Genomic DNA, 24,316 nt, shown 5'->3' with positions numbered 1-24,316 from the left:
ACCGATGCAGTCGCCATATGCTGATAATAATATAACTAATATTGCTGAGGGTGGAGAATGAACGGTACGAGCCTGGCCAGAGCCGAGGACACAAATTCGGCCTCGCGCCGCAGCCTGTCGCTGGATGGCGTCTGGCGCTTCCGCCACGAGGACGGTCCTTGGCGCGATGCGCATGTGCCCGGCCCATGGCAGGCCGAATTCTCCGATCTCGTTGATACTAGCGGGCACGCCGTCTACCAGCGCAGCTTTGCCGTGCCCGAAGGCTGGGGCAGCCACGAGCTCGCGCTCAAGTTCGGCGCCGTCAGTTATTTCTGCGAAGTCCTGCTCAACGGCGAGGCCATCGGCACCCATGAAGGCGCCTATCTGCCGTTCGAATTCGTACTGCCGACCCGCCTGCTCAAGGCCAGCAACCAGATCGAAGTGCGCGTCACCATGCCCACCGCCGATCAGCGCGCCTATCCCGATTTCCCGTTCGGTGAAGTGCCTCACGGCAAGATCAGCTGGTATGGCCGCATCGGCGGCCTCTGGCAGTCGGTAACGCTGGAGGCCCGTGACAGCCGCCGCACCCAGCATGTCATCATCACCGCCGGCATGGACGGCACGGTCGATCTCGATCTCGCTTTCACCGATACCGCCGTCGGTCTCCCGGTCCAACTCACCGTGCTCGACGCCGATGGCGCGGAAGTCGCCACCGCCAGCCTGACTGCCGCCGCGAGCGTCGCGGCTTCCCTCCCGGTGGCCAATGCCAAGCTCTGGTCCCCCGAAGCCCCCAATCTCTATTCGCTCGTCGTCGACCTCGATGACGGCACCGACCGCGCCACCCACACGTTCGGCTTCCGCACCATCGAAGCCAAGGACGGCCAATTGCTGCTCAACGGCGAGCCGATCTACATGCGCGGCGCCCTCGACCAGGACTATTACCCCGACGGCATCTATACGCCTCCGTCGTTGGAATTCCTCGAAGACCAGGCCCGCAAAGCCAAGCATCTCGGGCTCAACCTGCTGCGCTGCCACATCAAGGTACCGGACCCGCGCTATTATGAAGTCGCCGATCGCTTCGGCCTCCTCGTCTGGACCGAAATTCCCAACGTCGCCAATTTCACCACAAAATCCGCCCAGCGCATGCGCGACACCATGACGGGCATTTTGAAGCGTGACCGCAACCACCCCTCGATCATCGCCTGGACGATCATCAACGAGGACTGGGGCACCCGCATGCTCGAAAATGCCGAGCATCGCCAATGGGTCAAGGACACCTATGATTGGCTGAAGGCCAAGGACTCGACGCGCCTTGTCGTCGATAACTCCGCTTGCTTCCCCAACTTCCACGTCAAGACCGACCTCAACGACTACCACTATTACCGCTCGGTGCCCGAGCGGCGGCAGGAATGGGACGACATCACCGCCCAGTTCGCCGCCGGCGCCGATTGGACGTTCTCCTCCCTGGGAGACGCCGAACGCCGGGGCGATGAGCCACTCATTGTTTCGGAGTTCGGCGTTTGGGGCCTTCCCGATCCGGCCAAACTGCGCCGCCCCGATGGCAGCGAGCCCGACTGGTTCGAGACCGGCTCGCTCTGGGGCGATGGCGTCGCCCTGCCGCACGGCATCGAGGAGCGTTTCGCCGCGCTCGACCTGCACCGCACCTTCGGCTCGTTCGACGGTTTCATCACTGCGGTGCAGTGGTACCAGTTCATGAACCTGCGCTACGAAATCGAGACCATGCGCCAGCATGCCTCGATCATGGGTTATGTGATCACCGAGTTCACCGACGTGCACTGGGAGGCCAATGGCCTCCTCGATATCGAGCGCAATCCGCGCGTCTTCCATGACGTCTTCGCTCAGATCAACAATGACATCGTCATCGTGCCGCGCCCCTCGCGCTATTCGGCCTATGCGGGCACCAGCCTGCCCATCGATGTCACCATTGCCAGCGGCGGCCAGACCATTCCGGCCGGCGCAGAACTCACCTGGAGCGGCGACCTCTCGGGTTCGACCGCCATTGCCGCCAGCGGCAAGGTTTCGACCACGCTGACCTCGCTCCACCTGGCCATTCCGGCCGGGAGCGACAACCGCGTGCTGCACCTCGATTTCGTGCTGAGCGCCAACGGCACCGAACTGTCGCGCAACAGCCTCGAAATCTCGGTCTATGCCACCCGCCGGACCGCGTCGCTGCCAACCCTGGCCGTCGCCGATTCCAAGCTCGCCGCCTACGCGACGGGCCTCGGCTATCGCGTCGTTTCCGCCGCCGAAGCTGATGTCCACCTCGTCCACGCCGTCGACGGCGCCGATGTCGAGGCCATCAAGGCCGGCGCGCGCTATGCGATCCTCGCCGACGGTACGGTCAAGACCAACAACAACCTGCGCACCGACATGCCCGATGGCGAACTGCCCCACCGCAGCATCGTCGCCGATGGCAAGAAATTCCGCGCCAGCACTGAGCAACACCTGCCCGGCATTACCCTTATCGAACGCGATGGCACCATCTATCGCGGCGACTGGATCGCCGGTTTCTCCTGGGTCCGCCGCGACGGCCCCTTCGCCCACATTCCGGGCGGCCCGATTTTCGATCTCTCGTTCTCCGACGTGGTGCCGCACCACCTGCTGGGCGGCTTCCGCCCCTGGGAATTCGGCTCCAACGTGCATGCCGGCATCGTCGTCGGCTGGGTGCACAAGGCGGCCGCCATCATTGGTGAAAAACGGGTTGGGCGTGGCGGCGTGGTGGCGACGACGTTCCGGCTGACGCGGGAAGCGCCGGGTGCGGATCCGGTCGCCGCAGCACTCTTCGATGGCGTCGTTCAGACGGCCAAGGAACTCCAGGTGGATCGATAGAGACCGGCCTGGGCACGATCTAGCTCCCTCCCCCTTGAGGGGAGGGTTGGGGTGGGGGTGTCGGCCCACCCAGCGACTCGGCGTTTGCTGGAGGCGCGACACCCCCACCCCCGACCCCTCCCCCCAAGGGGGAGGTGAGAAGTAAGCCGATGGTTCGACGCAAATCGCCAGCGTGAGACGGGAAAACCCGCCGCGCCAGACACATGAGGAGCAATACCGATGGCCGATATCGTCCTGTCCGAGGTCAGCAAGTCCTATGGCGCCGTGAGCGTGCTCGAACACGTCTCGATGCACATTAAGTCCGGCGAGTTCATCGTCTTCCTCGGCCCTTCCGGCTGCGGCAAGTCCACCCTGCTGCGCATGATTGCCGGCCTCGAGGAGGTCGACGAAGGCGAAATCCGCATCGGCGAGCGCCGCGTCGATCAATTGCCGCCCGGCCAGCGCGGCGTCGCCATGGTGTTTCAGAATTACGCGCTCTACCCGCATATGACGGTGCGCGAAAACATGAGTTTTGGCCTGCAGAATGTGGGTACCGACAAGGCCGATATCGCCCGCCGCGTCGATGAAGCCGCCCGCATGCTCGAAATCACCGCGCTGCTCGAACGCCGCCCCGCCCAGCTCTCGGGCGGCCAGCGCCAGCGCGTCGCCATCGGCCGCGCCATCGTGCGCGAACCCGCAGCGTTCCTGCTCGACGAGCCCCTGTCCAATCTCGACGCCAGCCTGCGCGTCCGCACCCGGGTCGAATTGGCCCAGCTACACCAGCGCCTCAAAACGACGATGATCTTCGTCACCCACGACCAGATCGAGGCCATGACTTTGGCCGACCGCATTGTCGTGATGAACAACCGAAAGATCGAGCAGATCGGCACGCCGATGGAAGTCTATTCCCGGCCCGCCTCGCGCTTCGTTGCGGCCTTTGTCGGTTCCCCGGCGATGAATTTCCTGCCCGTTACCGCCCTGGCCGAACAGAACGGCCGCGCCGTCGTCACCACCGGCGGCACAGTGATCGAAACCAACATCTCCAGCATTGGCCTGCCCGCGGGCGAACTTACCTTCGGCGTTCGCCCCGATGCCCTCCGGGTTGCCGCCAATGGCAGTTTCACCGGCACCATCGAGCTGGTCGAACGCCTGGGCGATCGCACGCTGCTGCATGTCCGCCTGCGCGACGGCACGCTGGTCGTGGCCGAGGATGTCGGCAAGAGCCTCTTGCAAACCGGCGCCCCCGTCGCGCTCGCCGCCGATGGCGACGGCACGCATCTCTTCGATGCGGCGGGAGTGGCCTACCACGCCGATTGAGATCGGCATCCAGTTTCCGGCGGTGCGCTTACCAGGCTCAATGCGACGCACCGCCCGACCGACATGCCGCATAGAGCAAAACCAAATGGGAGGAATACGCATGAGAAAATCAATACGACGCCTCGCCCTAGCCTCGACGGCCTTCTTCGCGCTCGCCACCGGCGCCATGGCGCAGCAGACCGTGGTCTGGTGGGACTTCCTGGCCGGCGGCGACGGCGTGCGCATGAAGGCGCTGATCGACGGCTTCAACAAGGAGCATGACGGCCAGATCAAGATCGAAGGCACGACGCTGGAATGGGGCACTCCGTTCTACACCAAGCTGCAAACATCCTCTGCCATCGGCGAAGGTCCCGATATCGCCACCTATCACCTGTCGCGCATTCCGCTGGCAGTCAGTAGCGGCACGCTTTCGCCCATCACCGATGAGGAACTGGCCGCAGTCGGCCTCGCCGATGACCAGTTCACCCCCGCCGCCGCCGAAGCCGCCAAGGTCGATGGCACGCGCTATGCAGTGCCCTTCGATCAGCATGGCCTGATCCTCTACTACAACAAGGCCATGCTGGCTGAAGCTGGCTATATCGGCGACGATGGCCTGCCCAAGGGCCTCGACGGCATGGAGAACTTCGAGGCTGCCCTCGCCAAGTTCACCCATGACGATCAGGTTGGCCTCTCCATGCCGACCGGCGATCGCTACCGCGCCGTCTACTCCTTCTTCGGCCAGCAGGGCGGCACCATGTTCGATGCCGATGCCGGCGGCTTCTTCCCCACCGACGAGGACCTCGCCAAGCTGACCACCGCGACCGCCACCATGGCCCGCTGGGTCGAAAAGGGCTGGACCCCCAAGCAGATCGAATCTCCCGCAGCGCTCGCCACCTTCACCTCCGGCAAGGCCGCGTTCTTCATCATGGGCAATTGGGAAGTCCCCACCATGACCGATCTCAAGGCCAAGGGCGAACTATTCGATTGGGGTGCCGTGCAGCTTCCCGTGCTGTTCGACAAGTCGGCCGCCTGGTCTGACTCGCACTCCTTCGTCATCCCCGCCAATGCCGGCAAGGAAGCCGATCCGGCGAAGCGCGCCGCCGTCCTCCAGGTCATCAAGTGGATGGACGAGCACTCCATCTCCTGGGCCGGTGCCGGCCATATCCCGGCCTTCAACGCGGTGCGTGAAAGCGCCGAGTTCAAGGCCCTGAAGCCCCAGTCCGACTATGCCGGATTTGCCGCCACCGCCGTCTTCGATCCGCGCACGGTTCTGGCCGGCCCTGCGGCACCGCTCGGTGATGCCTGGACCAACTACATCGTGCCCGCCACCAGCGGCGAAATCGACCCCGCCGAAGCCGCCACGCAAATGCGCGACGATTTGAACGGTCAGCTTTAGTCTTTCTTTCCCTCCCCCTTGTGGGGAGGGAAGCGAGATAGGGCTTGGCGTCGCCAAGCCCGTGATCGAGCAGGGTGGGGGTGTGCGGCCGCAAACGCGACAGCAGAAGGACCCCCACCCTAGCCCTCCCCACAAGGGGGAGGGAACCGACCGAGGCTCGCAACGGAGCATCACAGTGGTCGCGCAAACGGGAGAACAACAATGCTCAGAGATCGACGCAAGGAATATCTCGCCGCGGCGGTTCTGGTTGGACCCTTCGTGCTCATCTATGGCGTGCTGTTCGTCTGGCCCACCATCCAGATGCTGATCATGAGCTTCACCGATGCCCCCCTGATCGGCCCCGGCGAGTGGGTTGGCTTCAAGAACTACGTCCGCATCATCACCCACAAGCTGTTCAGCGCCGCGTTCCTCAACACCGCCTATTTCGTCCTGCTGACGGTCATCCCCAACACCCTGATCTCGCTGGCCATCGCCATGGCGGTCAATCGCCTCAAGGGCTGGAAACAGGGCTTCGTCATGGCCTGCTTCTTCCTGCCCTATATCCTTCCCGTCTCGGTCGTCTTCCTCACCTGGAACTGGATCATCGACGTGCAATACGGCATGATTCAATACCTCGTGCGCCCCTTCAATGGTGGCCAGCCGATGTCGCTGACCCGCACCATTCCGTTCTTCATGCCCACTGTCGCCGTCGTCACCATCTGGTGGACGCTGGGCTTCAACGTGCTGCTGTTCATCGCTGGGCTGCGCAATGTGTCGCCCGAAATCTACGAGGCTGCGGCCCTCGACAATGCCGGCCGCTGGCGCCAGTTCAGCCGCATCACCTGGCCGCTGATCTGGCCGGTCACGGCGCTGGTGTTGACCATCCAGCTCATCGCCCAGCTCAAGATTTTCGACCAGGTCTACCTGTTCTCCATCGGCGGGCGACAGGATGCCACCATCGTTCTGGTGCAATACATCTACAAAGCCGCCTTCCAGCAGAACAAGGGCGGCGAGGCCGCTGCCGCCTCGGTGATCCTGTTCGGCATGATCATCGTGCTCTCCGTCCTGCAATATCAATTGCTCCGTGCCCGAGGTGAGAAATGAGCGCCGACGCCATTCCACAAAGCCGTGTCATCCCCGATCGCGCCCGGCGCGACCGCAGCATCGATATCGGCGGGCTGATCCTGTCGGCCATCACCATCGTTTTCGCGCTGGCGGCGTTTTTCCCGATTTATTGGGCGGTGATCACCTCGTTCAAATCCGAAACCGAGGTCATCGCCGATGGCCTGTCGCTCTGGCCCAAGCGCCTCAATGTCGAGGCCTATCAATATATCTGGACCAATACCCGGATCGGCTACTGGTACGTCAACTCGCTGGTGACCTCGGCGCTGATCACCGTCATCGTGATCGTCAGTTCCGCCGGCTGCGCCTATGCGCTGAGCCAGCTCGATTTCCCCGGACGGCGCGTCATCTACGTGCTGATCCTGGCCTGCTTCATGGTGCCCATGCAGGCGCTGATCGTGAACCATTTTGTCTTAATGGCGCAGTTCAAGCTGCTCAATACCTGGCCCGGCATCATCCTGCCGCAGCTCATCGTGCCGGTCGTCATCATCGTCTACAAGCAGTTCTTCGATAGCGTGCCCAAGGAATATCGCGAGGCCGCCCAGATGGACAGCGCCGGCCCGTTCAAAATCCTGTTCCGCATTTACCTGCCGATGAACTGGGGCATTACCAGCGCCCTCGCCATCATCACCTTCATCGGCGCCTGGAATGCCTTCCTCTGGCCCTTCCTCGCCGCCACCGGCGAAGCCACCATGACGGTCCCCGTCGGCATCACCCAGGTCAAGGACGCCTATGGCATCGTCTATGCCCGCCTGATGGCCTCCGCCGTCATGGCCGGCCTGCCGGTGGCCGTGGTCTACCTGCTGTTCCAGCGCCGTGTGACTCAGGCCATCATGCTGTCCGCCGGGGTCAAGGGATAACCCCGGCGTCAAGCTTATCTGCGCCGATCAGGGATAGGCGCTGCACGCGGCGTTACCAGCACCATAATAGCCTTCGCATTCGTCCCTGGTGATGTCGGTGCGGCCCTTGAGATAGCCCGCCACATAGGCGGCGATCGCATCCATGTCCGCCGGCCTCAGCGCGAGGCCCTTGACCGGCTTGTCGACCCCGATATCGGCCGAAGTCATGCCGTAGCAACGATCATCCGTATAGGCGAGCCGGTCATGCGACGGCATATTGGTGCCGGGCCGGCCGCACTGGATGACTTCGCGGATATCGGCAAACTCCAGCTGGGTTTCCCGCAGCGAGGGGCCGGGAGGAATGGGGCCGGTATCGTGGCCATTGCCCGACCAGCCGTGACAACTGGCGCAATCCGACTTTTTCCAGGCCGCCCGGTTGGTCTCGATCTGCTCCGGCGTCAGCGAGCCCGGCGCAACGTCGGTGACCGCAGGCGCCGCGTCCTGGGCGGAACTGCTCACGGTCAGCGGCAGCGTTCCCGCCGCGACAATCGCCAAGGCCCATAGAATGCGGACGGGCACCGCTGCAAATCGCACAAAACTCACTTTTTCCTCCATCGACCGGACACCCGGTGCATTGCCGGCGCATGGGGAACAGCCCCATGCGGTATCGTCTTTATTTGTCTGGCGCCCAGCCAATACGTGGCTGGGGCAAATGATCGTTCAGCCCGTTTCAGTTGTGCATTGTGCCGCCCGGCATTGTCACTCCAGTCAGCAAGGTCTGGTCAAACTTCGTTCCGCCGACATGGGCGCGGCGCAGGATGGCGCCGCTGAGATTGGCCCGGCTCAGATCGCTATTGCGCAAGTCGGTGCTGTAAAGGCTGGTCCCGGTCATGGTGCTGCCGGTCAGATCGCTGCCGCGCAAATCCGCCCATGGCAGCCGCGCATCCACCAGGCTCGCCCCCGACAAGATCGTATCGCGCATGTCGCCATGATCGAACGCCGATCTGTCCAGCGTGGCCCCGCCGAAATTGACGCCGCGCATCGCCGCCTCGGTGAAGTCGACACCCACTGCCGTCGCGTCACTCAAATCGGCTTGCGGCATTCTGGCATGGCCGAGCATGGCCTGGCTCAAATCGGCGCCCTGGAAATTCGCCTTGCCCAAATTGGCGGCATATAACATCGCCCCAACCAGTTGGGCGCCACTCAGATCAGCCTGCGACAGATCGGCCCGGTTGAAATTGGCACCGGTCAGATTGGCGCCGTCGAACCTGGCATTGCGCAATTCGGCCGCGTGGAAATTGCCATTCTGCGCCGTCGCGCGGCTCAGCACCGCCCCCGTGAGATCGGCGCGTTTCAGCCGCGCCCCATCCAGATTGCCGCCGGTGCAATCCGTGCCCACCAGTTTAGCCGCATAAAGATCGGCGCCCGCTAAATTCGCCCCCGCCAGATTGCCCCCCGACAGATCGCGATGCTTGAGGTCGGCATTGGACAAGTCGCACCCGGCGCAATCCACACTGGCGCCCGACAGGAACGCGCTCAAGGCGTCAGCGCGCGCTGACATCGGCGCCAATGCGGCCACCACCAGCGCCAATACCCTGATCACAGCGCTAGTTTTCATGAATTTCAAACCCGGCTGAACTTTCGAACTGCCCGCGAACGACCTGTCCGGTGAACCGGTTGGTCTGCGTCTCGCCGCGCCGCCGGAACAGATGCGAGCTGACAGCTACGGTCGTGCCATCCACCACCTTGATGCAGCTCTTGTTGACATACTGGCCCGCCAGCGGCTCCTCGCCGCGGCTGGCTGGCGTATCGACACAGGCCCAACCGTCGAGACCAAACCGGTTTAGAAGCGCGTCCGACATCAGATAGGCGGTGGCGCGATTGCGCAGCGTCGTGCGATCATCGGTAACGGCGCGCACCCCGCGCAGCACGCCGCCATCGTCGAACAATGCCGAAGCGATCACGCTATAGTCGTAGACGGTCGTGCCGCCATTGGTTTCGGCGCCCTGTAGGTCGCCGCGCGCGAGCAGCCGATATTGCAGCTCGTCATCATAGCGAAAGGCCACTTCGTGCAGCCCGTCCGCTTCGGTGGCGCAGCGGGCAAAATCCGTAAACCCGCCCAGCGCGGTTCCGGGCGGTCCACCCTTGGTGCCGCAGGCGAAATCGATAAACGCCTCTTCCGGCAGGTCCTTGGCGGCAGAACCGAGCTTGAGGTCCCAGATATCGAGGCGATGCTGGCTGTTCTGTTGCGCCTGTGCGGGGCCGCCCACACAGCACAGCACCACAATGATCACGGCGAAACTTGAACCTCGATACCGGCCGACGCGCATAGGACCTCGAAAGATTGGCGGAGGCGGCCATTGCGGGCCGCCCCCCTTGATTAAAGAGCGAAGAAATAGACCGTCGCGCTGGTCTGCATATTGGCGGCCGCGTCGGGGTCTGCACCCTTGGAGTTGTAGCCCAGCAGATCGAAGATCGGCGATGCGCCCACTTCGATCGCCACATACTGCTTGCCGTTGACCGTGTAGGTGATCGGCGGCGCGCTGATCTGCGACCCCAGATTGACGCTCCACAGCACGTCAAGCGTGTCGGCATCCATGGCCTCGAACGAGCCGTCGATCTGGCTGGAAAACAGCAGATCGCCGGCCGTTGCCAACACCCCGCCATAGGGCGCGAAATCGGTAGCGCGCTTCTTGGTCACTGCGCCGGTTACAGGGTCGAGCTGCACGACACTGCCGCGGATCACGTTATCGACCGTCCCCCCTGCACCGGCAGTGGCAAAGGTTGAACAGCCTTCGAAGGCCACGGCGTAGAGCCGGGCGGTCTTGGGGCTATACGATACCGGGAAGTAATTGGTGCCGCCCTGCAGCATGGGGCAGGTTGTGTCGACCTTGCCATCGAGACCACCCGGACGCGTGGTCGGGATATAGGTCTGGACCGGCAGGCTGGCGTCATATTCCACCGGCATCCCGGTCTTGGGATCGAGCCCCTTGGTCCAGGTTACCTTGTCGACATACTGCCCGCCATTGACGAAGGCGCCGCTGGCGCGGTCAAGTCCGTAGTAGAAGCCGTTGCGGCCAAAATGGGTGACCAGCTTGCGGCTTTCCCCGTCGACGGTCGTGTCGACCAGCACATGCGCGCCGATTTCGTCATAGTCCCAGGAATCGTTCGGCGTGTACTGGAAATGCCAGTCCAGCTTGCCGCTGGTAGCGTCGAGCGCCAACAGGCTGTTGGTATAGAGATTGTCGCCGGGACGCGCTGCCGGGTCATAGGCCGGGAACGGATTGCCCACCCCCCAATAGGTGACATTGGTGGCCGGATCGTAGGTGCCGGTATTCCACGGCGCGCCGCCGCCATTCTCCCAACCGTTGGTGGTGTCTTTCCAGCTATCCCCGCCCGGCTCGTCGGGGCCAGGGATGGTATTGAACTGCCAATTGAGATCGCCGGTCGCCGCATCGCGCGACTGGATCCAGTGGCGCCCGCCGCTGTCGCCGTTCGCCGTGCCGATCAGGATGGAATTGCCGATCGCCAGCGGCGACATGGTGAAGGCCTGCTTGGGATCGGTCTGCACCAGCTGTTCCCAGACCACATCACCTGTCGCCGCGTCGGTCGCGGTCAGCCGACCATCGAAGGTGAGCGAATAGACATTGTTGCCCAGCAGGGCGACGCCCTTGTTGTTGGGCGGCTCGACCACGCCGGGAGCGACTTCGGCCTGCGGGTCCATGATCCACTCGATCGAGCCGCGCTTGCCGCTCGTCAGGTCGATCTTGTAGACGCGGCTCAGCCCGTCGGTCAGATACATATGACCGTCGCGGACCAGCGGCGTGCCTTCAAGGCCGGAGAATTTGAAATTGCCCAATGCGCCATTGGGCGGCGCCAGCGCCACCGTATAGGCCAGCTTGAGGCCCTTGAGGGTGTCGCGGTTGATTTCGTCCAGCGGGGAAAACCGCTGCCCGTCATAGGTGCGGTTATACATCAGCCAGTTGGCGCTATCGGAGTTGGCATCCAGCAATTGCTGGGCCGTCACCCCCGCATCGGCGGCCGGTGCGGCATCGGCGACTGGCGCGGCGTCAGTGGCCGGGGCGGCGTCTTGCGCCAGCGCCGAGCCCGCGCAACTGGCGAGCAAGATTGCCGCCATGGCGCTGATGGAAAATCGTGTGTTTCGGCCTGGTGCTGCCAAGGTCCTGCTCCCGTTTTTATCGACTTTTACCGGCGAAGATCAGCCCGCCGGGCCTGCCATTCATGATCTCAAAGTCGCATTTGCACTATAGTGGGGAACCCAATGTGGCTCATAGGCAACCTATGGGATGTCCAGCCCCAAACGCCCTCCACAACGCGCCAGAGTGGCCTTGGCTGAACCGCCGCGCACGCACACTAATGGGCCCCTGAAATTCTGCGCCGGCCGGTTTGCGGCGGCCGCTGCAGGCTCTGCAACCGCTTGTCCATGTCTTCGGCTTCGATGCTGCTGAAGCGCCCCCAGCGGAAGCCCTCGACAATGGCGTCGATCTCGGCTGACCGTCGTCGGAGGTGGGCCTCCGATTCGCCTGGAAACGACTTGGTCTGGGTCTTTGACCACTTATGATAGACAGCCATTTTGCCTAAGGTGCGCCACTACTGGATACGATCTCACCCGCTTTGTATCATGGCATACAATTGGTGCCAGCAGTTTGTATGCTACGCTACAGCCTCGTGAATGCCTGGAACGAAGGGGACTCTGCCGTGCCGCAGGACAGACTCGAAAGCGCCGGGGCCGAAGCCATCCGGCTCAAGACGCTCTCCAAGCCCGGTTATGTGGAACACGAGGAGCTGTTCTACCTGATCGTCGAACTGTCCCGCCACATCAGCACCCAGTTCGACAAGCTGATGCTCAAGCATCGCCTGACCCATTCGCAGTGGTGGGCCCTGATGCACATCTACAAGCAGGAGGGCCTGACCCAGTCGGCCCTGGCCACGTTGATGCAGGTGGGGCGCGCATCGGCCGGAGCCCTCTTGGAAAAACTCGCCGCTGCCGGCTGGATCGAGCGTCGCCCCGACCCCACCGATAGCCGCGTCCGGCGCGTTTTCCTGGCTCTTGGAGCCGTTCCGATCTTCGAGCAGATGCAGGCCGAGGGCGAAGCCCAGTTCAAGATGTTTCTGAAGGACATGAGCCTTGCCGAAGAGCGACAGCTCATCGATGGCCTGCGCCATATCCGGACAAATTCAGAACAGCACTCCACTGCGCCGACATCCTAGCCGGGAGTCCGCCCGCTCAGAAGACGCCGGGGATCAGGCGGTAGCGCACGCGCGCCACGAACTCACGGTATTTGCTGTCGGCGTTCAGCAGCTTTTCTTCGGCAAGGATACGGCCGATCTGGGCCAGCGAGCAGACGCTGTACGCCAGAGCGTTCCAGGCGCTCGGATTTATCAGGAGAAACCCGATATGGGTCATCAGGTAGCCCGCATACATGGGGTGACGCACCAACCGGTATGGCCCCCCCACCTTGACGCCGCGGTTGGCCGCCACGGCCCCGAAGCTGCGGCGCAGGGTGAGCTTGGCGGCGAGCTGGACCATAAGACCAGCCAGCATCAGGATAGCGCAGAACGCCGTGAGCATAGCATTGGCGCCGGTGCCGGCAGGATGCACGAGCAGGGGCGCCGATGAGCCCACGAACGCCAGCGCCCAATCGCCGGGACGAAACGAGACATCATCGGTAAATCGGCGCACGAGCACGAAGACCAGCACAGCGCCTTCTGAAACCAGCAGGATTGCCGTGACGATCGAGCCGCCTTCCAGCCAGTCCTGCACGAATGTCCACACCATATAGCTGAACAGGGCCGCCAAAACGATGCGCTCACCGATGTCGAGCAGGCGCGGCGAGTAACGGGTAGCTGGAAGCATACGGCCTGTCCCGGTTAACGGTTCAATTCGGACTAACCCCTAGAACTCAAGAAAGCCGCCGATGCCCGTTCCAAGATGGGCATAGACGGTGAATGAAGGTTTAACGACCCCTGCTCCGTCCGATCACTTTACCGTCCCCTAGCCGCCAGACAGGCTCCTCCCGCCACTCCGACACTTGAGGAAATCGTCCCGCCCCGGGTGTCGCCCCGGGGCCGAGGCGACTATGGTCGCGCCAGCCAAACCACAAAGTAGATTTATGTCCGCACTCGACACTCGCATTGCCGCCCAGATCGCCACCGAAGTCGCTGCCCGCCCCGAACAGGTGCGTGCCGCCGTGGAGCTGCTCGATGGCGGCGCGACGGTGCCTTTCATCGCCCGCTACCGCAAGGAAGTGACCGGTGGGCTGGATGATACGCAACTGCGCCTGCTGGCCGAGCGCCTGACCTATTTGCGCGAACTGGAAGCCCGCCGCGCCGCGATCCTCAAATCCATCGACGAACAGGGCAAGCTCACCAACGACCTCGCCACCTCCATCATGGGCGCCACCACCAAGGCCGAGCTCGAAGATTTCTATCTGCCCTTCAAGCCCAAGCGCCGCACCAAGGCCGAAATCGCGCGCGAACGCGGCCTCGGCCCATTGGCCGACGCCATCCTCGCCAATCGCAGCGCCGACCCCCGGCTCCTCGCAGAAGGCTACATCACCGAGGAGGTTCCGGGCACCAAGGAAGCGCTGGAAGGCGCGCGTGACATCGTCGTGGAAAGCCTGTCGGAAAATGCCGCCCTGCTCGGGCGGCTCCGCGCCTATATGCGCGACAAGGCCATGCTCACCGCCAAGGTCCTCAAGGGCAAGGAAGAAGCCGGCGCCAAGTTCTCCGACTATTTCGATCACTCCGAACGGTGGACCAAGGTTGCCGGCCACCGTGCCCTCGCCATGATGCGCGGCCGCACCGAGGACTTCCTCAGCCTCGATATCGAAGTGGACGCCGACGTCACCGACCCGATCAAGCCGGCGGAGCGCTTTGTGGCTGGTGCGCTCAATGCCCAGGGCAATGGCGCTGGCGACACATGGCTGCGCGACGTCGCCGGCTGGGCCTGGCGCACGCGCCTGCGCGTGACGCTTTCCATCGACCTGATGGTGGAACTGCGCGAACGCGCCGAAGTCGAGGCCATCAACGTCTTTGCCCGCAATCTCAAGGACCTGCTGCTGGCCGCCCCCGCTGGCGCCCGCGCCACAATGGGGCTGGACCCCGGCATCCGCACCGGCGTCAAGATCGCCGTCATCAATGCCACCGGCAAGGTGCTCGATACCGAAACCATCTATCCATTCTCGCCCCGCAATGACGTCATGGGCTCGCAGGCCGCCATCCAGGCGCTGATCAAAAAGCATGGCGTGCAACTGATCGCCATCGGCAATGGCACCGGCAGTCGCGAAACCGAAAAGCTGGTCTCCGACCTGATCGAGCGCCTGCCCGCGCCAAAACCCACCAAGGTCATCGTGTCCGAAGCCGGCGCGTCGGTCTATTCGGCCTCCGAATTGGCGGCGCTGGAATTCCCCAATCTCGACGTATCGCTACGCGGCGCCGTCTCCATCGCGCGCCGCCTGCAGGACCCGCTGGCCGAACTGGTCAAGATCGAACCCAAGGCCATCGGCGTCGGCCAATACCAGCATGACGTCGATCAGTACCGGCTCGGCCGCTCGCTGGACGCCGTGGTGGAAGATGCGGTGAACGCGGTGGGCGTCGACCTCAATACCGCTTCCGCGCCCCTCCTCGCCCGCATCTCGGGGCTCGGTCCGTCCGTCGCCGAAGCCATCGTCAGCCACCGCGATGCCAATGGCCCGTTCCGCTCGCGCAAGGCGCTGCTCGAAGTCCCGCGCCTGGGCCAGCGCACCTTCGAGCAGAGCGCCGGCTTCTTGCGCATCACCGACGGCACCGAGCCGCTCGACGCCTCCTCCGTTCACCCCGAAGCCTATGGGATTGCCCGCAAGATCGTCGCCGCCTGCGGTCGCGACCTGCGCACCATCATGGGCGACAAGTCCGCCCTGTCGGGCCTCGATCCACGCAGCTTCGTCGATGACCGCTTCGGCCTGCCGACGGTGCGCGATATCCTGGCCGAACTCGAAAAGCCCGGCCGTGACCCCCGCCCGGCCTTCAAGACCGCGACCTTTACCGAGGGCGTGGACGAGATCAAACACCTTAAGCCCGGCATGATGCTGGAAGGCACCGTTACCAATGTGGCCGCCTTCGGTGCCTTCGTCGATATCGGCGTGCATCAGGACGGGTTGGTCCACGTCTCTCAACTAGCCGATAAATTCGTCAAGGACCCCCACGAGGTCGTCAAGGCCGGCGATGTGGTCAAGGTCCGCGTGGTCGAAGTCGACGTGCCCCGCAAGCGTATCGCCCTCACCATGCGTAAGGAAATCGACACCGCCGCCCCGCGCGAACGCCCCCGCGATTCGCCCCTCCGCGCCAACCAGCGTCCGCCCATGGAGCCCCCCCGCAGCACCGGCTCCCTTGGCGACATGCTCAACGACGCCATGCGCAAGAAGAAATAGTGTTCGCGAACCGGCACTGTCCTGGTTCTCGAAATCTATGACAACGACGCGCCGGCCAGATGAGATAATTCGCCAGAGCTTCCGAAAGTTATAAACATTCTTGTCAAGTTTGCTAAAAGCAGGTGGTGCCTGGAAGCGGGCGTGGTGCGTCAGGATGGCCAATGAGTAAAATGCGAATTACGCCGGCACTGAAACCGCGTTTGGCGGACGTTCTATATGGCCAGTTGCTGGAGCAGATCATGGCCGGCGTCTTGGCGCCTGGGGACCAGCTTCCCACCGAGAACGCCATATGCGACGCCTTCCAGGTATCGCGACCGGTGGTGCGTGAGGCCTTGATGCGCCTTCAGGCGGACGGGCTGGTCGAAAGCCGGCGCGGCTCGGGCACTTATCTGCTTCATGCCCCATCGCCCAATATCAGCCGCTTTTTGGAGTCTGCGGATTTCGCCGGCTATCTAAAGGCCTTCGAAGTGCGCCTCGCCATCGAACCCGTGGCCGCCCGCTACGCCGCGCAACGGCGATCGGCCGACGACCTGGTGCGCATCAAGAGCTTGGCGCAGCAACTCAGGGAGGCAATCGCGTCGGGTCAAAAGGGCCAGAAGCTGGACATAGCCTTCCATCGCGCCATAGCGCTGGCGACCGGCAATGAGGCGTTCGCCCTGCAGCTCGACGCACTCAGCGTTGAACTGGCAGGCTTCATGACGACGTCTCTTGGGCTCACCGGTCTGGGTTCGAGCCTGCGCAAGGAGATCGTGGCGCAGGAGCACCAGCAGATTATCGACGCGATCGAGCTGGGCGATGGCGACCTGGCGGCGATCTATATGCAGTTTCACCTCAGCCAGGCGCGGCGGCGCATCACCGACGTGACGCGCCAGCCGTAGGGCTAGGCGGGCACGCGCCCACCGCGCAGGTGCGCGGCATCCAGGTCGCGCAATGTGGTGGCGGCGGAGCGGATGGTCGCCAGAATACCCTTGTCATCGATATTGCTGAGGAACGGCAGCAGCGGACCGGTGTCGGCGATGCCGGCCTCGGCGATGGCCGCGTGCAGGACGCGCAGCGGCGAATGGCCGTCGCGGAGGTCTTCAAGCGGGATGAAATGACTGCGCAACGCCATCGCCTCGTCGACACGTCCGGCCTTTAGCGCCGTCAATATGGCCGCCGACATCGCCGGCGCAATGCAGACCGAGCCGGAGGTAAAGCTCTGCAGCTTGAAGCGGGTCATATGAGCGACGACCGGGCGCTCGCCGATACCCGAGACGATCATGCTGGTATCCACGTCCTGGATCAGGTCGGCGAGGAACGGATCGTCGGCCGGGTCCTGGCGGACGACCGCGTATTTGATGGCGCAGATAGCCCCGTCCCTCACCACGGCAGCCAGGTCGGCGGGGCTGATGTAGTCGGTGGATTTTACATAAGCGATGATTGGTCGCCCATAGAGATCGGCGATCCGCCGCAGGCCGGTGGCGACCCCGGCCGAGGTGATGGGGGAGTTCAGCGGCAGCACCATGGCGGTCGGCAGATCGCGGCCCTTGAGCACCGCCACCTGATCGGTCGCCTTGCCATAATCGGGGCCAATCGAAGGGATCAGCCAGGTCCCGGCCGGCGCGACGCTTTCCAGCTGATCGAGCATGGGGCCGAGTTCGCTGACCGACATGTTGTAGAGATTGGCATTGCCGCCATACAGAGCCGTGGTGACCCCGCCGGCGGCCATGTGCGCGAGGATTTTCCGGTTCCCTTCGCGATCAAGACTGTAGTCTGCCTTGCGCGCCAGCGGCGGCACGGAAATGACGGAGGCGGCAAGCATTGCAGGGCTGACGGTGGGGTGGGTCATGGGAGAATCCGTATCTGTGTGATGAACAAGGTCAACGCCGGCCCCGACGCAGGCTCGATCCGCGTTTGAAGCGGGTCTGGAAATAGGGCAGTTCGGACGCGGTACCGATTTCGTAGGTCGTGCCCGTGTCGCCGGCGATGGCGCGCACGTTGCGCTGGCTGGGATATTTGACGATCTCGTCGATGACGATGTCGACACCGAGGCCCGGCGCGTCCGGCACCTTGAGATGGCCATCCACCACCTTGAGCGGCGGCGTGACGACGGCGTCGCGTCCGGCCCAATCGAATTCCAGTCGTTCCAGCATCAACGCGTTGGGAATGGTCGCCATCACGTGGAGCGCGGCATATTCGGCCACCGGCCCCAGCGATCCCGAATGGGGCGCCATGGTGATGAAGTGGCTCTCGGCCATCGCCGCCATCTTGCGCATCTGGGTGATGCCGCCGGCTCGACCGGTATCGGGCTGGATCACGTCGACAAGGTCGCGCTCGATATAGGGCAGCATGCCCCAGATATTGGCGACCCGTTCCCCGGCAGCGAGCGGCACGGAGACGGCGTCGCGGACCCGGGCCAAAGCGTCGAGATTCTCAGGCGCCACCGGATCTTCGTAGAACAGCAGGTCGAGCTGTTCGAACTCGCGACCGACGAGGATCGCGTCCTGGACGGTCATCCAGGGCGGGCCATGCGCATCCACCATCAGGTCGATATCGAAGCCGATATGCTCGCGCATGGCAAAGACCGTGTCGATATCCACCTTGCCGGTGAACCCGACCTTGATCCCCGTATAGCCCAGCCCCAGCAGCTCATCGGCGCGAGACGGCGTCTTGGCATGGCCGTAGACGCGGATGCGATCGCGGAAGCGGCCACCCAGCAGATTCCAGACCGGTTGGCCAAGCGCTTTGCCCTTGATGTCCCAGAGGGCCATTTCGATGCCGGTCAGCGCGCCTCCCCCAACGGTGCCGAGCACGCCGTGCCCCATCATCGACGTCAGCATCTTGTTCCAGAGCCGGTCGATATGGGCGGGATCTTCGCCGATGAGGATATGGGACAAGTCCCTGACAGCGGTCTCGATAACCTTGGGCCAGCCCGAGCATTCACCGACGCCGTGGATGCCCTCGTCGGTGTGGATCTTGACGAACAGCCAGTTGCGCGAGCCGCCGAAATCGCCGCCCTCGCCATAGCCCTGCTGGGGCATGCCGGGGGCTGGCGCCAATGGGCCACCGACCTGCATGAGATAGGTGTCGATCTTAGTGATTTTCATGGTTCCGCCCTTCCCGATATCGGCCTGTCCGATCCAGCATGCTGGATTTCTTGACTGTTCATTTTCCAGACCGGCCGCTCAATAGTTGTAATTTATGATTACATCTTTGTCGATAGAAATGTCATTGTGTCGGTTCGTCAGGAGCGGAGGAGCGCGCCCTCGTCCTGCCTGCCGTAGGATTGGCTGGCCGCCAGCAGTTGGCGTGAATAGGGGTGCTCCAGCTCGCCGCGCCGAAGTTGCTCGATATCGACTTCTTCGACGATGACGCCGGCCTGCATGATCGCCACCCGGCTGCACATATGGGCGATGACCGCCAGATCGTGGCTGACCAGCAGGTAGGTCAGCCCTCGCTCCTGGCGCAGGTCGGAGAGCAGGTTGAGGATTTCGGCCTGTACGGAAACGTCGAGCGCCGAGGTCGGCTCGTCCAGCAGCAACACATCGGGATCAAGGATCAGCGCCCGGGCGATGGCGACGCGCTGGCGCTGGCCGCCCGAGAGCTGGTGGGGAAAGCGGTAGCTGAGCGCGGTATCGAGCCCGACAGCGCGCAGCGCGTCGTCGGTCTGGGCGGTGGAGCGATCGAGCCACTGGTTGCGGAGCGGCTCCATCAACTGGGCGCGGATGGTCTTGCGCGGATGCAGCGAGCCATAGGGGTCCTGAAACACCATCTGCACACGTCGGAAGAAGGCGCGGCTGCGACGCGGACCCAGCTCCTCCCCATCGAGCGCGATCCGGCCGCCGTAATTGCCGTTGAGGCCGGAAATGGCGCGCAATACCGTCGACTTGCCGCAGCCTGACTCGCCGACGAGGCCAAAGGCAGTGCCCTTGTCGACGGCGAAGCTGACGCCGCGGACGACCGGCGGCGTGGATGGCGCAAAGCGCACGGTGAGATTATCGACGGTGATCATCGCGAGCCTTCCGCAGCGTCGGTGAGCCAGGCCGGATCGCGCTGCAGCGTGGGCAAGCGCGCCGGTATCCGATCGATGGCGGGAAGCGATGCCAATAGGCCCCGCGTATAGGGATGCCGGGCCTGGTCCAGTTCGGAGGCCTTGAGCGTTTCAACGATGCGGCCCGCATACATGATCAGCACGCGATCGCAGAACCGGCGCACCAGATTGAGATCATGGCTGATGAAGATCAGCCCCAGATTGCGGCGTGCGACCAGCTCGTCGAGCAGCGCCAGAACTTCGAGGCGCACGGTGACGTCGAGTGCCGAGGTAGGCTCATCGGCGATCAGCACTTCAGGCTCGGCGATTAGCATCATGGCGATCATGACGCGCTGGCCCATGCCACCGGAAACCTCATGCGGATAGAGGCGCGCCACCCGCTGGGGATCGCGGATTTGCACGGCGGCCAGCATGTCGAGCATTTTGGTTTTCGCGGCGGCCTGCCCTGCACGGGGATAGTGCTGCAGGTAGGTTTCGGCGATCTGTTCGCCGACGCGCATCACCGGATTGAGCGAATATTTCGGATCTTGCAGGATCAGCCCGATGCGGCGACCGCGAATTTGCATCATCTCGCGTTCGCTGGCGCGAGCCAGATCGATATCGTGGAAGGCTAGACGATCGGCGCTAATCCGCGCCGTCGGCGGCAACAGGCGCATGATGGCGCGACCGACGGTGGACTTGCCGGAGCCCGACTCTCCCACAATCCCGAGCTTCTCGCGGCCCAGGGTGAAGCTTACGCCACGCACGGCCTTGACGGTGCCGCCGCCAAAGCTGATTTCCAGATTGTCGATGTCCAGCAGGGGCTTGCTCATTCCGAACCCCGCGGATCGAGCACATCGCGCAAGGCATCGCCGAACAAGTTGAACGCCAGGCTGATGGCAGCGATGGCGAGGCCCGGCGCCGCGATGACCCAGGGGCTATCGATCATGAACTCGCGGCCGGTCGCGGCCATCGATCCCCATTCGGGCGCCGGCGGCTGCGCCCCCAGGCCGAGAAAGCCCAAGCCCGCGGCGGTGAGAATGACGCCCGACATGTTGAGGGTGACGCGAACGATCACCGAGGGAATGCACATGGGCAGGATGTGGCGCAGAATGATGGCGCCGGCCGATGCACCCTGCAGCCTGATGGCGGCAATATAGTCGGCCTGGCGCAGGCTGAGCGTTTCGGCGCGTGCCAGGCGGGCAATCGGCGGCCAGGCCGTCAGCGAGATGGCGATGATGGCATTGGTGATGCCAGGTCCCAGGGCCGCCGCGAAGCCCAGCGCCAGGACCAGGCCGGGGAACGACAGGAAGATGTCGGTGATCCGCATCAGCACCTCATCGACCCAGCCGCCGAAATAGCCCGAGCAGGTGCCGATCAACAGGCCAATGGGGGCGATGATCACGGTGACCAGCATGACGATGTAAATCGTCGTGCGGGCCCCATAGATGATGCGCGAATAGACATCGCGGCCGAAATTGTCGGTGCCGAACCAGTGCTCCGCCGATGGCGGGGCCAGCCGCACCGTGAAGTCCTGCATGATCGGATCGTATTTGGTCAGCAGAGGCGCAGCGACCGCCATCACCACCAGCAGCAGGATCAGCGCCAGGCCGACGAGGCCCATCGGATGACTGCGGAATTGCACCCAGCCCTGGTAGAATTGCTGGGCCGATGCCTGCAGGCGTCCCCTGGGATCGGGCGAAGTCAGCCAGTAGCCGAGGCCGGTACGGTTCGAAGCGAGGTGTGTGGTTGGCTGGGGCACTGGTCAACGGGTCCGCGGATCGAGGATGCGATAAAGGAAATCGGAGACGAGGTTGATGATGAGGAAGACGATGCCGATGGTGAGCACCGAGCCCATCACCACATTCATGTCGTTCATCTGCAGCCCGCGCGTCAGGTATTGACCCAGCCCCGGCCAGCCGAACACGGTCTCGATCAGCACGGCCCCATCGAGCAGGCCCCCGAAGGTCAGCGCCACGATGGTAAGCAACTGCACGCGGATGTTGCGGAAGGCGTGGCGCCAGATCACCTGGCGCGAACCCAGGCCCTTGGCGCGGGCGGAGACGATATATTCCTGGCTCAACTGCTCGAGCATGAAACTGCGCGTCATGCGGCTGATATAGGCCACCGAATAATAGCCGAGCAGCGCGCCGGGCAGGATGATGTGATTGAGGGCGCTGTTGAACACGTCCCATTGCTGCTCGATGGCGGCGTCGATCAGCAGGAACCCGGTGATCGGGGTGACGAGGCCCTCGTAATACACTTCGACGCGGCCCGAGGCGCCGACCCAGTGCAATTGCGCGTAGAACAACAGCAGCGCCATCAGCCCGAGCCAGAAACTGGGGACCGAATGGCCCAGCAGGCCGATCAACCGCGCGATGTGGTCGATCAGCTTGCCCCGGTGCACGGCGGCGGTGATCCCCAGCGGCACGCCGAGGCCAACGCCGACGATCAACGCTGTCACCGCCAGCTCGACGGTCGCCGGGAACACCGTCAGCAGATCGACGATGATCGGCTGCCCGGTGATGGCGGAGACCCCCAGATTGCCCGAGAGCACGTTCTTCACGTAGCTGAAAAACTGGACCCATACGGGCTGGTCGAGGCCCAGTTCGAGGAACACGCGGTCATAGACCGCCTTGCTGACTTCGGGCCCCGTAATGGCGAGCACCGGGTCGGCGGGCAGCAGGCGGCCCATCGAGAAGGTCAGCGCCAACAGCCCGAACAGGGTGGTGACGACGGCCACGAGGCGGCCGACGATACGACCGGCCTGACGCCGTAAGGCGCTGCCTGATGACTCGCCTTGCGGCGAGCCATCCATTGCTGGTGCGGGTGCGGTGGTGAGCACGGCTATTGCTTGGTCACGTCATGCCAGCGGGTGGACCAGGTGGTATGGCCTTGATAACCCTTGACGCTGGCCCGCATCACGTAGGGATCGCTGCGCTGGAAGAAGATGACGAGCGCAGGGTCCATGGCGTTGAACACCTGGTCCATCTTGGAGAACATCGCGGTCCGCTTGGCGGGATCGAGTTCCTTCATCGACTGGTCGACCAGGCTGTTCAGCTCATCATTCTGCTGGCCGACGCGCCACAGGTAGTAGCTGGAGAGGCCTGCGGCGTCGCTATTGTCGGGGTTGTAGGCATATTGGGTGGCGACGGCGAACGGATCGGGCAGGCGGGCGCCGGAATTGCCGGTCAGCACCTGGAATTTGCGTTCGCGGAAGGCCGGGGTGAACTCACCGGGCACCAGTTCAAGATCGAAACCGGCTTCCTTGGCGCTGGCCTGGAAGGCCTCGGTCCAGGCCAGGTGGGCGGCGCCGGCCGGATTGAGCACCTTCTTGAGCCCATTGGGATAGCCGGCTTCGGCCAGCAGGGCCCGCGACTTGGCGGGATCGTAGTCATGCAGCGAGGTGCCGTCCTCGGGAGCGCCGCTCATGCCCCTGGGGATCATCGACTGCCACGGGAAGCCCGTATACTTCATGATATTGCCTTCGATCGCCTTCCAGTCGAAGGCATGCTGGAAGGCCTCGCGCACCAGGGGCTTCTGCAGGTCCGGATCGTTCTGGTTGAGGGCCACATAATAGAAGCCGAGCCCGGGCACGTTCTGGATGACCACATTGGTATCGCTCTCGAGCGCCTCTAGGTCACCGGCTGACAGATATTGAGCCACATCGACGTCGCCGGCCTGCAATTGCAGGCGCAGGCTGCCGGACTCGGGGATATGGCGCACAGCCACGCGTGCCATGGCGGGGGCACCGCCCCAATAGTTCTTCTGGGCGTCGAACAGCGCGATATCGTTGGGGCGCCACTGCGACAGCACGAAAGGCCCGCTGCCAGCCGTATTGGCGCCGAGCCAGGCGGAGGCCAGATCGCCATTGTCTTCGTGTTCCAGCGCGGTCTTGCTGTCGATGATGCCAAGTGAGGCGCCGGCGAGCGAATAGAGCACGAGGTCGACATTGATGACCTGTGGCAGCTCGATCACCAGGGTCTTGGCATCGGTAGCGCGCACCAATTTTTCGACGTTCTCGGGCGTAAAACCCCAGAGCGCAAAATCGGTGGAACCGACCTGCCCCAGCTTGATGACGCGTTGCAGCGACCAGGCCGCGTCGGCGGCCGTCAGCGGATTGCCACTCTGGAACACCGCATCCTCGCGCAGCGTCAGGGTGATGGTCTTGCCATCCTCGGAGGTGGTCCAGGCGGTGGCCAGCATCGGCTTGATTGTCTGCAGATCATCGGCCGTCGTCTGCACCAGCGTGTCATAGACGTTGGAGATCAGCTCCGATGCGGTACGGGCATTGTTTTCGGCCGGATCGAAGGTACGGATGCCGGTCAGGTTCGTGCCGATCACCAGCATGTTCGGCGGCGAGGCCGCCAAGACCGGTGCGGCGGCGAACAATCCGGCAGCCACCAGCACGCCGGCGGCGAGTAATTTGCGTATC

General features: G+C 63.6%; 21 protein-coding genes. 8 read left to right on the top strand and 13 right to left on the bottom strand.

What is annotated here, in order from left to right; translation table 11 throughout:
- Positions 1 to 57 precede the first annotated feature (57 nt).
- From ABIB57_RS09065 to ABIB57_RS09045, 5 genes are all read left to right on the top strand, one after another.
- Positions 58 to 2,829: a glycoside hydrolase family 2 protein gene (locus ABIB57_RS09065; protein WP_354040147.1), complete on the top strand. Its 2,772-nt coding sequence runs from the start codon at positions 58 to 60 to the stop codon at positions 2,827 to 2,829.
- A gap of 219 nt (positions 2,830 to 3,048) precedes the next feature.
- The gene (locus ABIB57_RS09060) at positions 3,049 to 4,125 is read left to right on the top strand and encodes an ABC transporter ATP-binding protein (protein WP_354040145.1); all 1,077 of its coding nucleotides are present in this window, start codon (positions 3,049 to 3,051) and stop codon (positions 4,123 to 4,125) included.
- A gap of 100 nt (positions 4,126 to 4,225) precedes the next feature.
- Entirely contained in the window at positions 4,226 to 5,500 is a 1,275-nt protein-coding gene (locus ABIB57_RS09055; protein ID WP_354040144.1) for a type 2 periplasmic-binding domain-containing protein, read from the top strand.
- A gap of 201 nt (positions 5,501 to 5,701) precedes the next feature.
- A complete protein-coding gene (locus ABIB57_RS09050; protein ID WP_354040142.1) occupies positions 5,702 to 6,583 on the top strand; it encodes a carbohydrate ABC transporter permease in 882 nt (293 codons plus the stop codon).
- Positions 6,580 to 7,461 carry a carbohydrate ABC transporter permease gene (locus ABIB57_RS09045; protein WP_354040140.1) on the top strand — a complete coding sequence of 294 codons (882 nt, stop codon included), beginning with the start codon at positions 6,580 to 6,582 and terminating at the stop codon, positions 7,459 to 7,461. Before ABIB57_RS09050 ends, ABIB57_RS09045 begins: the two co-directional genes overlap by 4 nt.
- 27 nt (positions 7,462 to 7,488) lie before the next feature.
- On the opposite strand, the gene ABIB57_RS09040 is transcribed toward ABIB57_RS09045, so the two are convergent.
- The 5 genes from ABIB57_RS09040 to ABIB57_RS09020 form a co-directional block, all read right to left on the bottom strand.
- Positions 7,489 to 8,043: a c-type cytochrome gene (locus tag ABIB57_RS09040; RefSeq protein WP_354040138.1), complete on the bottom strand. Its 555-nt coding sequence runs from the start codon at positions 8,041 to 8,043 to the stop codon at positions 7,489 to 7,491.
- A 127-nt stretch (positions 8,044 to 8,170) separates the two neighbouring features.
- Positions 8,171 to 9,058 carry a pentapeptide repeat-containing protein gene (locus tag ABIB57_RS09035; RefSeq protein ID WP_354040136.1) on the bottom strand — a complete coding sequence of 296 codons (888 nt, stop codon included), beginning with the start codon at positions 9,056 to 9,058 and terminating at the stop codon, positions 8,171 to 8,173.
- Positions 9,048 to 9,770, bottom strand: a complete 723-nt coding sequence (locus ABIB57_RS09030; RefSeq protein ID WP_354040135.1) for a hypothetical protein — start codon at positions 9,768 to 9,770, stop codon at positions 9,048 to 9,050. Before ABIB57_RS09030 ends, ABIB57_RS09035 begins: the two co-directional genes overlap by 11 nt.
- Before the next feature lie 50 nt (positions 9,771 to 9,820).
- Positions 9,821 to 11,620 carry an outer membrane protein assembly factor BamB family protein gene (locus ABIB57_RS09025; RefSeq protein WP_354040134.1) on the bottom strand — a complete coding sequence of 600 codons (1,800 nt, stop codon included), beginning with the start codon at positions 11,618 to 11,620 and terminating at the stop codon, positions 9,821 to 9,823.
- A gap of 194 nt (positions 11,621 to 11,814) precedes the next feature.
- Positions 11,815 to 12,033 (bottom strand): calponin homology domain-containing protein, encoded by a 219-nt coding sequence (locus ABIB57_RS09020; protein ID WP_354040133.1) that lies wholly within the window; start codon positions 12,031 to 12,033, stop codon positions 11,815 to 11,817.
- A gap of 126 nt (positions 12,034 to 12,159) precedes the next feature.
- Between ABIB57_RS09020 and ABIB57_RS09015 the strand changes: the two genes are divergently transcribed.
- Positions 12,160 to 12,672 carry a MarR family winged helix-turn-helix transcriptional regulator gene (locus tag ABIB57_RS09015; RefSeq protein ID WP_354040132.1) on the top strand — a complete coding sequence of 171 codons (513 nt, stop codon included), beginning with the start codon at positions 12,160 to 12,162 and terminating at the stop codon, positions 12,670 to 12,672.
- A gap of 16 nt (positions 12,673 to 12,688) precedes the next feature.
- Here ABIB57_RS09015 and ABIB57_RS09010 read toward each other — a convergent pair whose 3' ends face one another.
- A complete protein-coding gene (locus ABIB57_RS09010) occupies positions 12,689 to 13,318 on the bottom strand; it encodes a methyltransferase family protein (RefSeq protein WP_354040131.1) in 630 nt (209 codons plus the stop codon).
- Positions 13,319 to 13,574: 256 nt separating this feature from the next.
- On the opposite strand from ABIB57_RS09010, the gene ABIB57_RS09005 reads away from it, so the two are divergent.
- Positions 13,575 to 15,872, top strand: a complete 2,298-nt coding sequence (locus tag ABIB57_RS09005; protein ID WP_354040130.1) for a Tex family protein — start codon at positions 13,575 to 13,577, stop codon at positions 15,870 to 15,872.
- Positions 15,873 to 16,033: 161 nt separating this feature from the next.
- Positions 16,034 to 16,750: a FadR/GntR family transcriptional regulator gene (locus tag ABIB57_RS09000; protein WP_354040129.1), complete on the top strand. Its 717-nt coding sequence runs from the start codon at positions 16,034 to 16,036 to the stop codon at positions 16,748 to 16,750.
- Positions 16,751 to 16,752: 2 nt separating this feature from the next.
- On the opposite strand, the gene ABIB57_RS08995 is transcribed toward ABIB57_RS09000, so the two are convergent.
- The 7 genes from ABIB57_RS08995 to ABIB57_RS08965 all read right to left on the bottom strand — a co-directional run bounded on the left by ABIB57_RS08995 (position 16,753) and on the right by ABIB57_RS08965 (position 24,315).
- On the bottom strand, positions 16,753 to 17,700 hold the full coding sequence (locus ABIB57_RS08995; RefSeq protein WP_354040127.1) for a dihydrodipicolinate synthase family protein: 948 nt from the start codon (positions 17,698 to 17,700) through the stop codon (positions 16,753 to 16,755).
- Between the two features lie 31 nt (positions 17,701 to 17,731).
- The gene (locus tag ABIB57_RS08990; protein WP_354040126.1) at positions 17,732 to 18,958 is read right to left on the bottom strand and encodes a mandelate racemase/muconate lactonizing enzyme family protein; all 1,227 of its coding nucleotides are present in this window, start codon (positions 18,956 to 18,958) and stop codon (positions 17,732 to 17,734) included.
- Positions 18,959 to 19,095: 137 nt separating this feature from the next.
- Positions 19,096 to 19,863: an ABC transporter ATP-binding protein gene (locus tag ABIB57_RS08985; protein ID WP_354040125.1), complete on the bottom strand. Its 768-nt coding sequence runs from the start codon at positions 19,861 to 19,863 to the stop codon at positions 19,096 to 19,098.
- A complete protein-coding gene (locus tag ABIB57_RS08980) occupies positions 19,860 to 20,714 on the bottom strand; it encodes an ABC transporter ATP-binding protein (protein ID WP_354040124.1) in 855 nt (284 codons plus the stop codon). Before ABIB57_RS08980 ends, ABIB57_RS08985 begins: the two co-directional genes overlap by 4 nt.
- The gene (locus ABIB57_RS08975; protein ID WP_354040123.1) at positions 20,711 to 21,643 is read right to left on the bottom strand and encodes an ABC transporter permease; all 933 of its coding nucleotides are present in this window, start codon (positions 21,641 to 21,643) and stop codon (positions 20,711 to 20,713) included. Before ABIB57_RS08975 ends, ABIB57_RS08980 begins: the two co-directional genes overlap by 4 nt.
- 3 nt (positions 21,644 to 21,646) lie before the next feature.
- Positions 21,647 to 22,699: an ABC transporter permease gene (locus tag ABIB57_RS08970; protein WP_354040602.1), complete on the bottom strand. Its 1,053-nt coding sequence runs from the start codon at positions 22,697 to 22,699 to the stop codon at positions 21,647 to 21,649.
- A 29-nt stretch (positions 22,700 to 22,728) separates the two neighbouring features.
- Positions 22,729 to 24,315 carry an ABC transporter substrate-binding protein gene (locus tag ABIB57_RS08965; RefSeq protein ID WP_502914370.1) on the bottom strand — a complete coding sequence of 529 codons (1,587 nt, stop codon included), beginning with the start codon at positions 24,313 to 24,315 and terminating at the stop codon, positions 22,729 to 22,731.
- Position 24,316 lies beyond the last annotated feature (1 nt).

Source organism: Devosia sp. UYZn731 (assembly GCF_040546795.1).
GTDB lineage: Bacteria > Pseudomonadota > Alphaproteobacteria > Rhizobiales > Devosiaceae > Devosia.
This window is presented reverse-complemented; position numbering and strand designations above follow the sequence as displayed.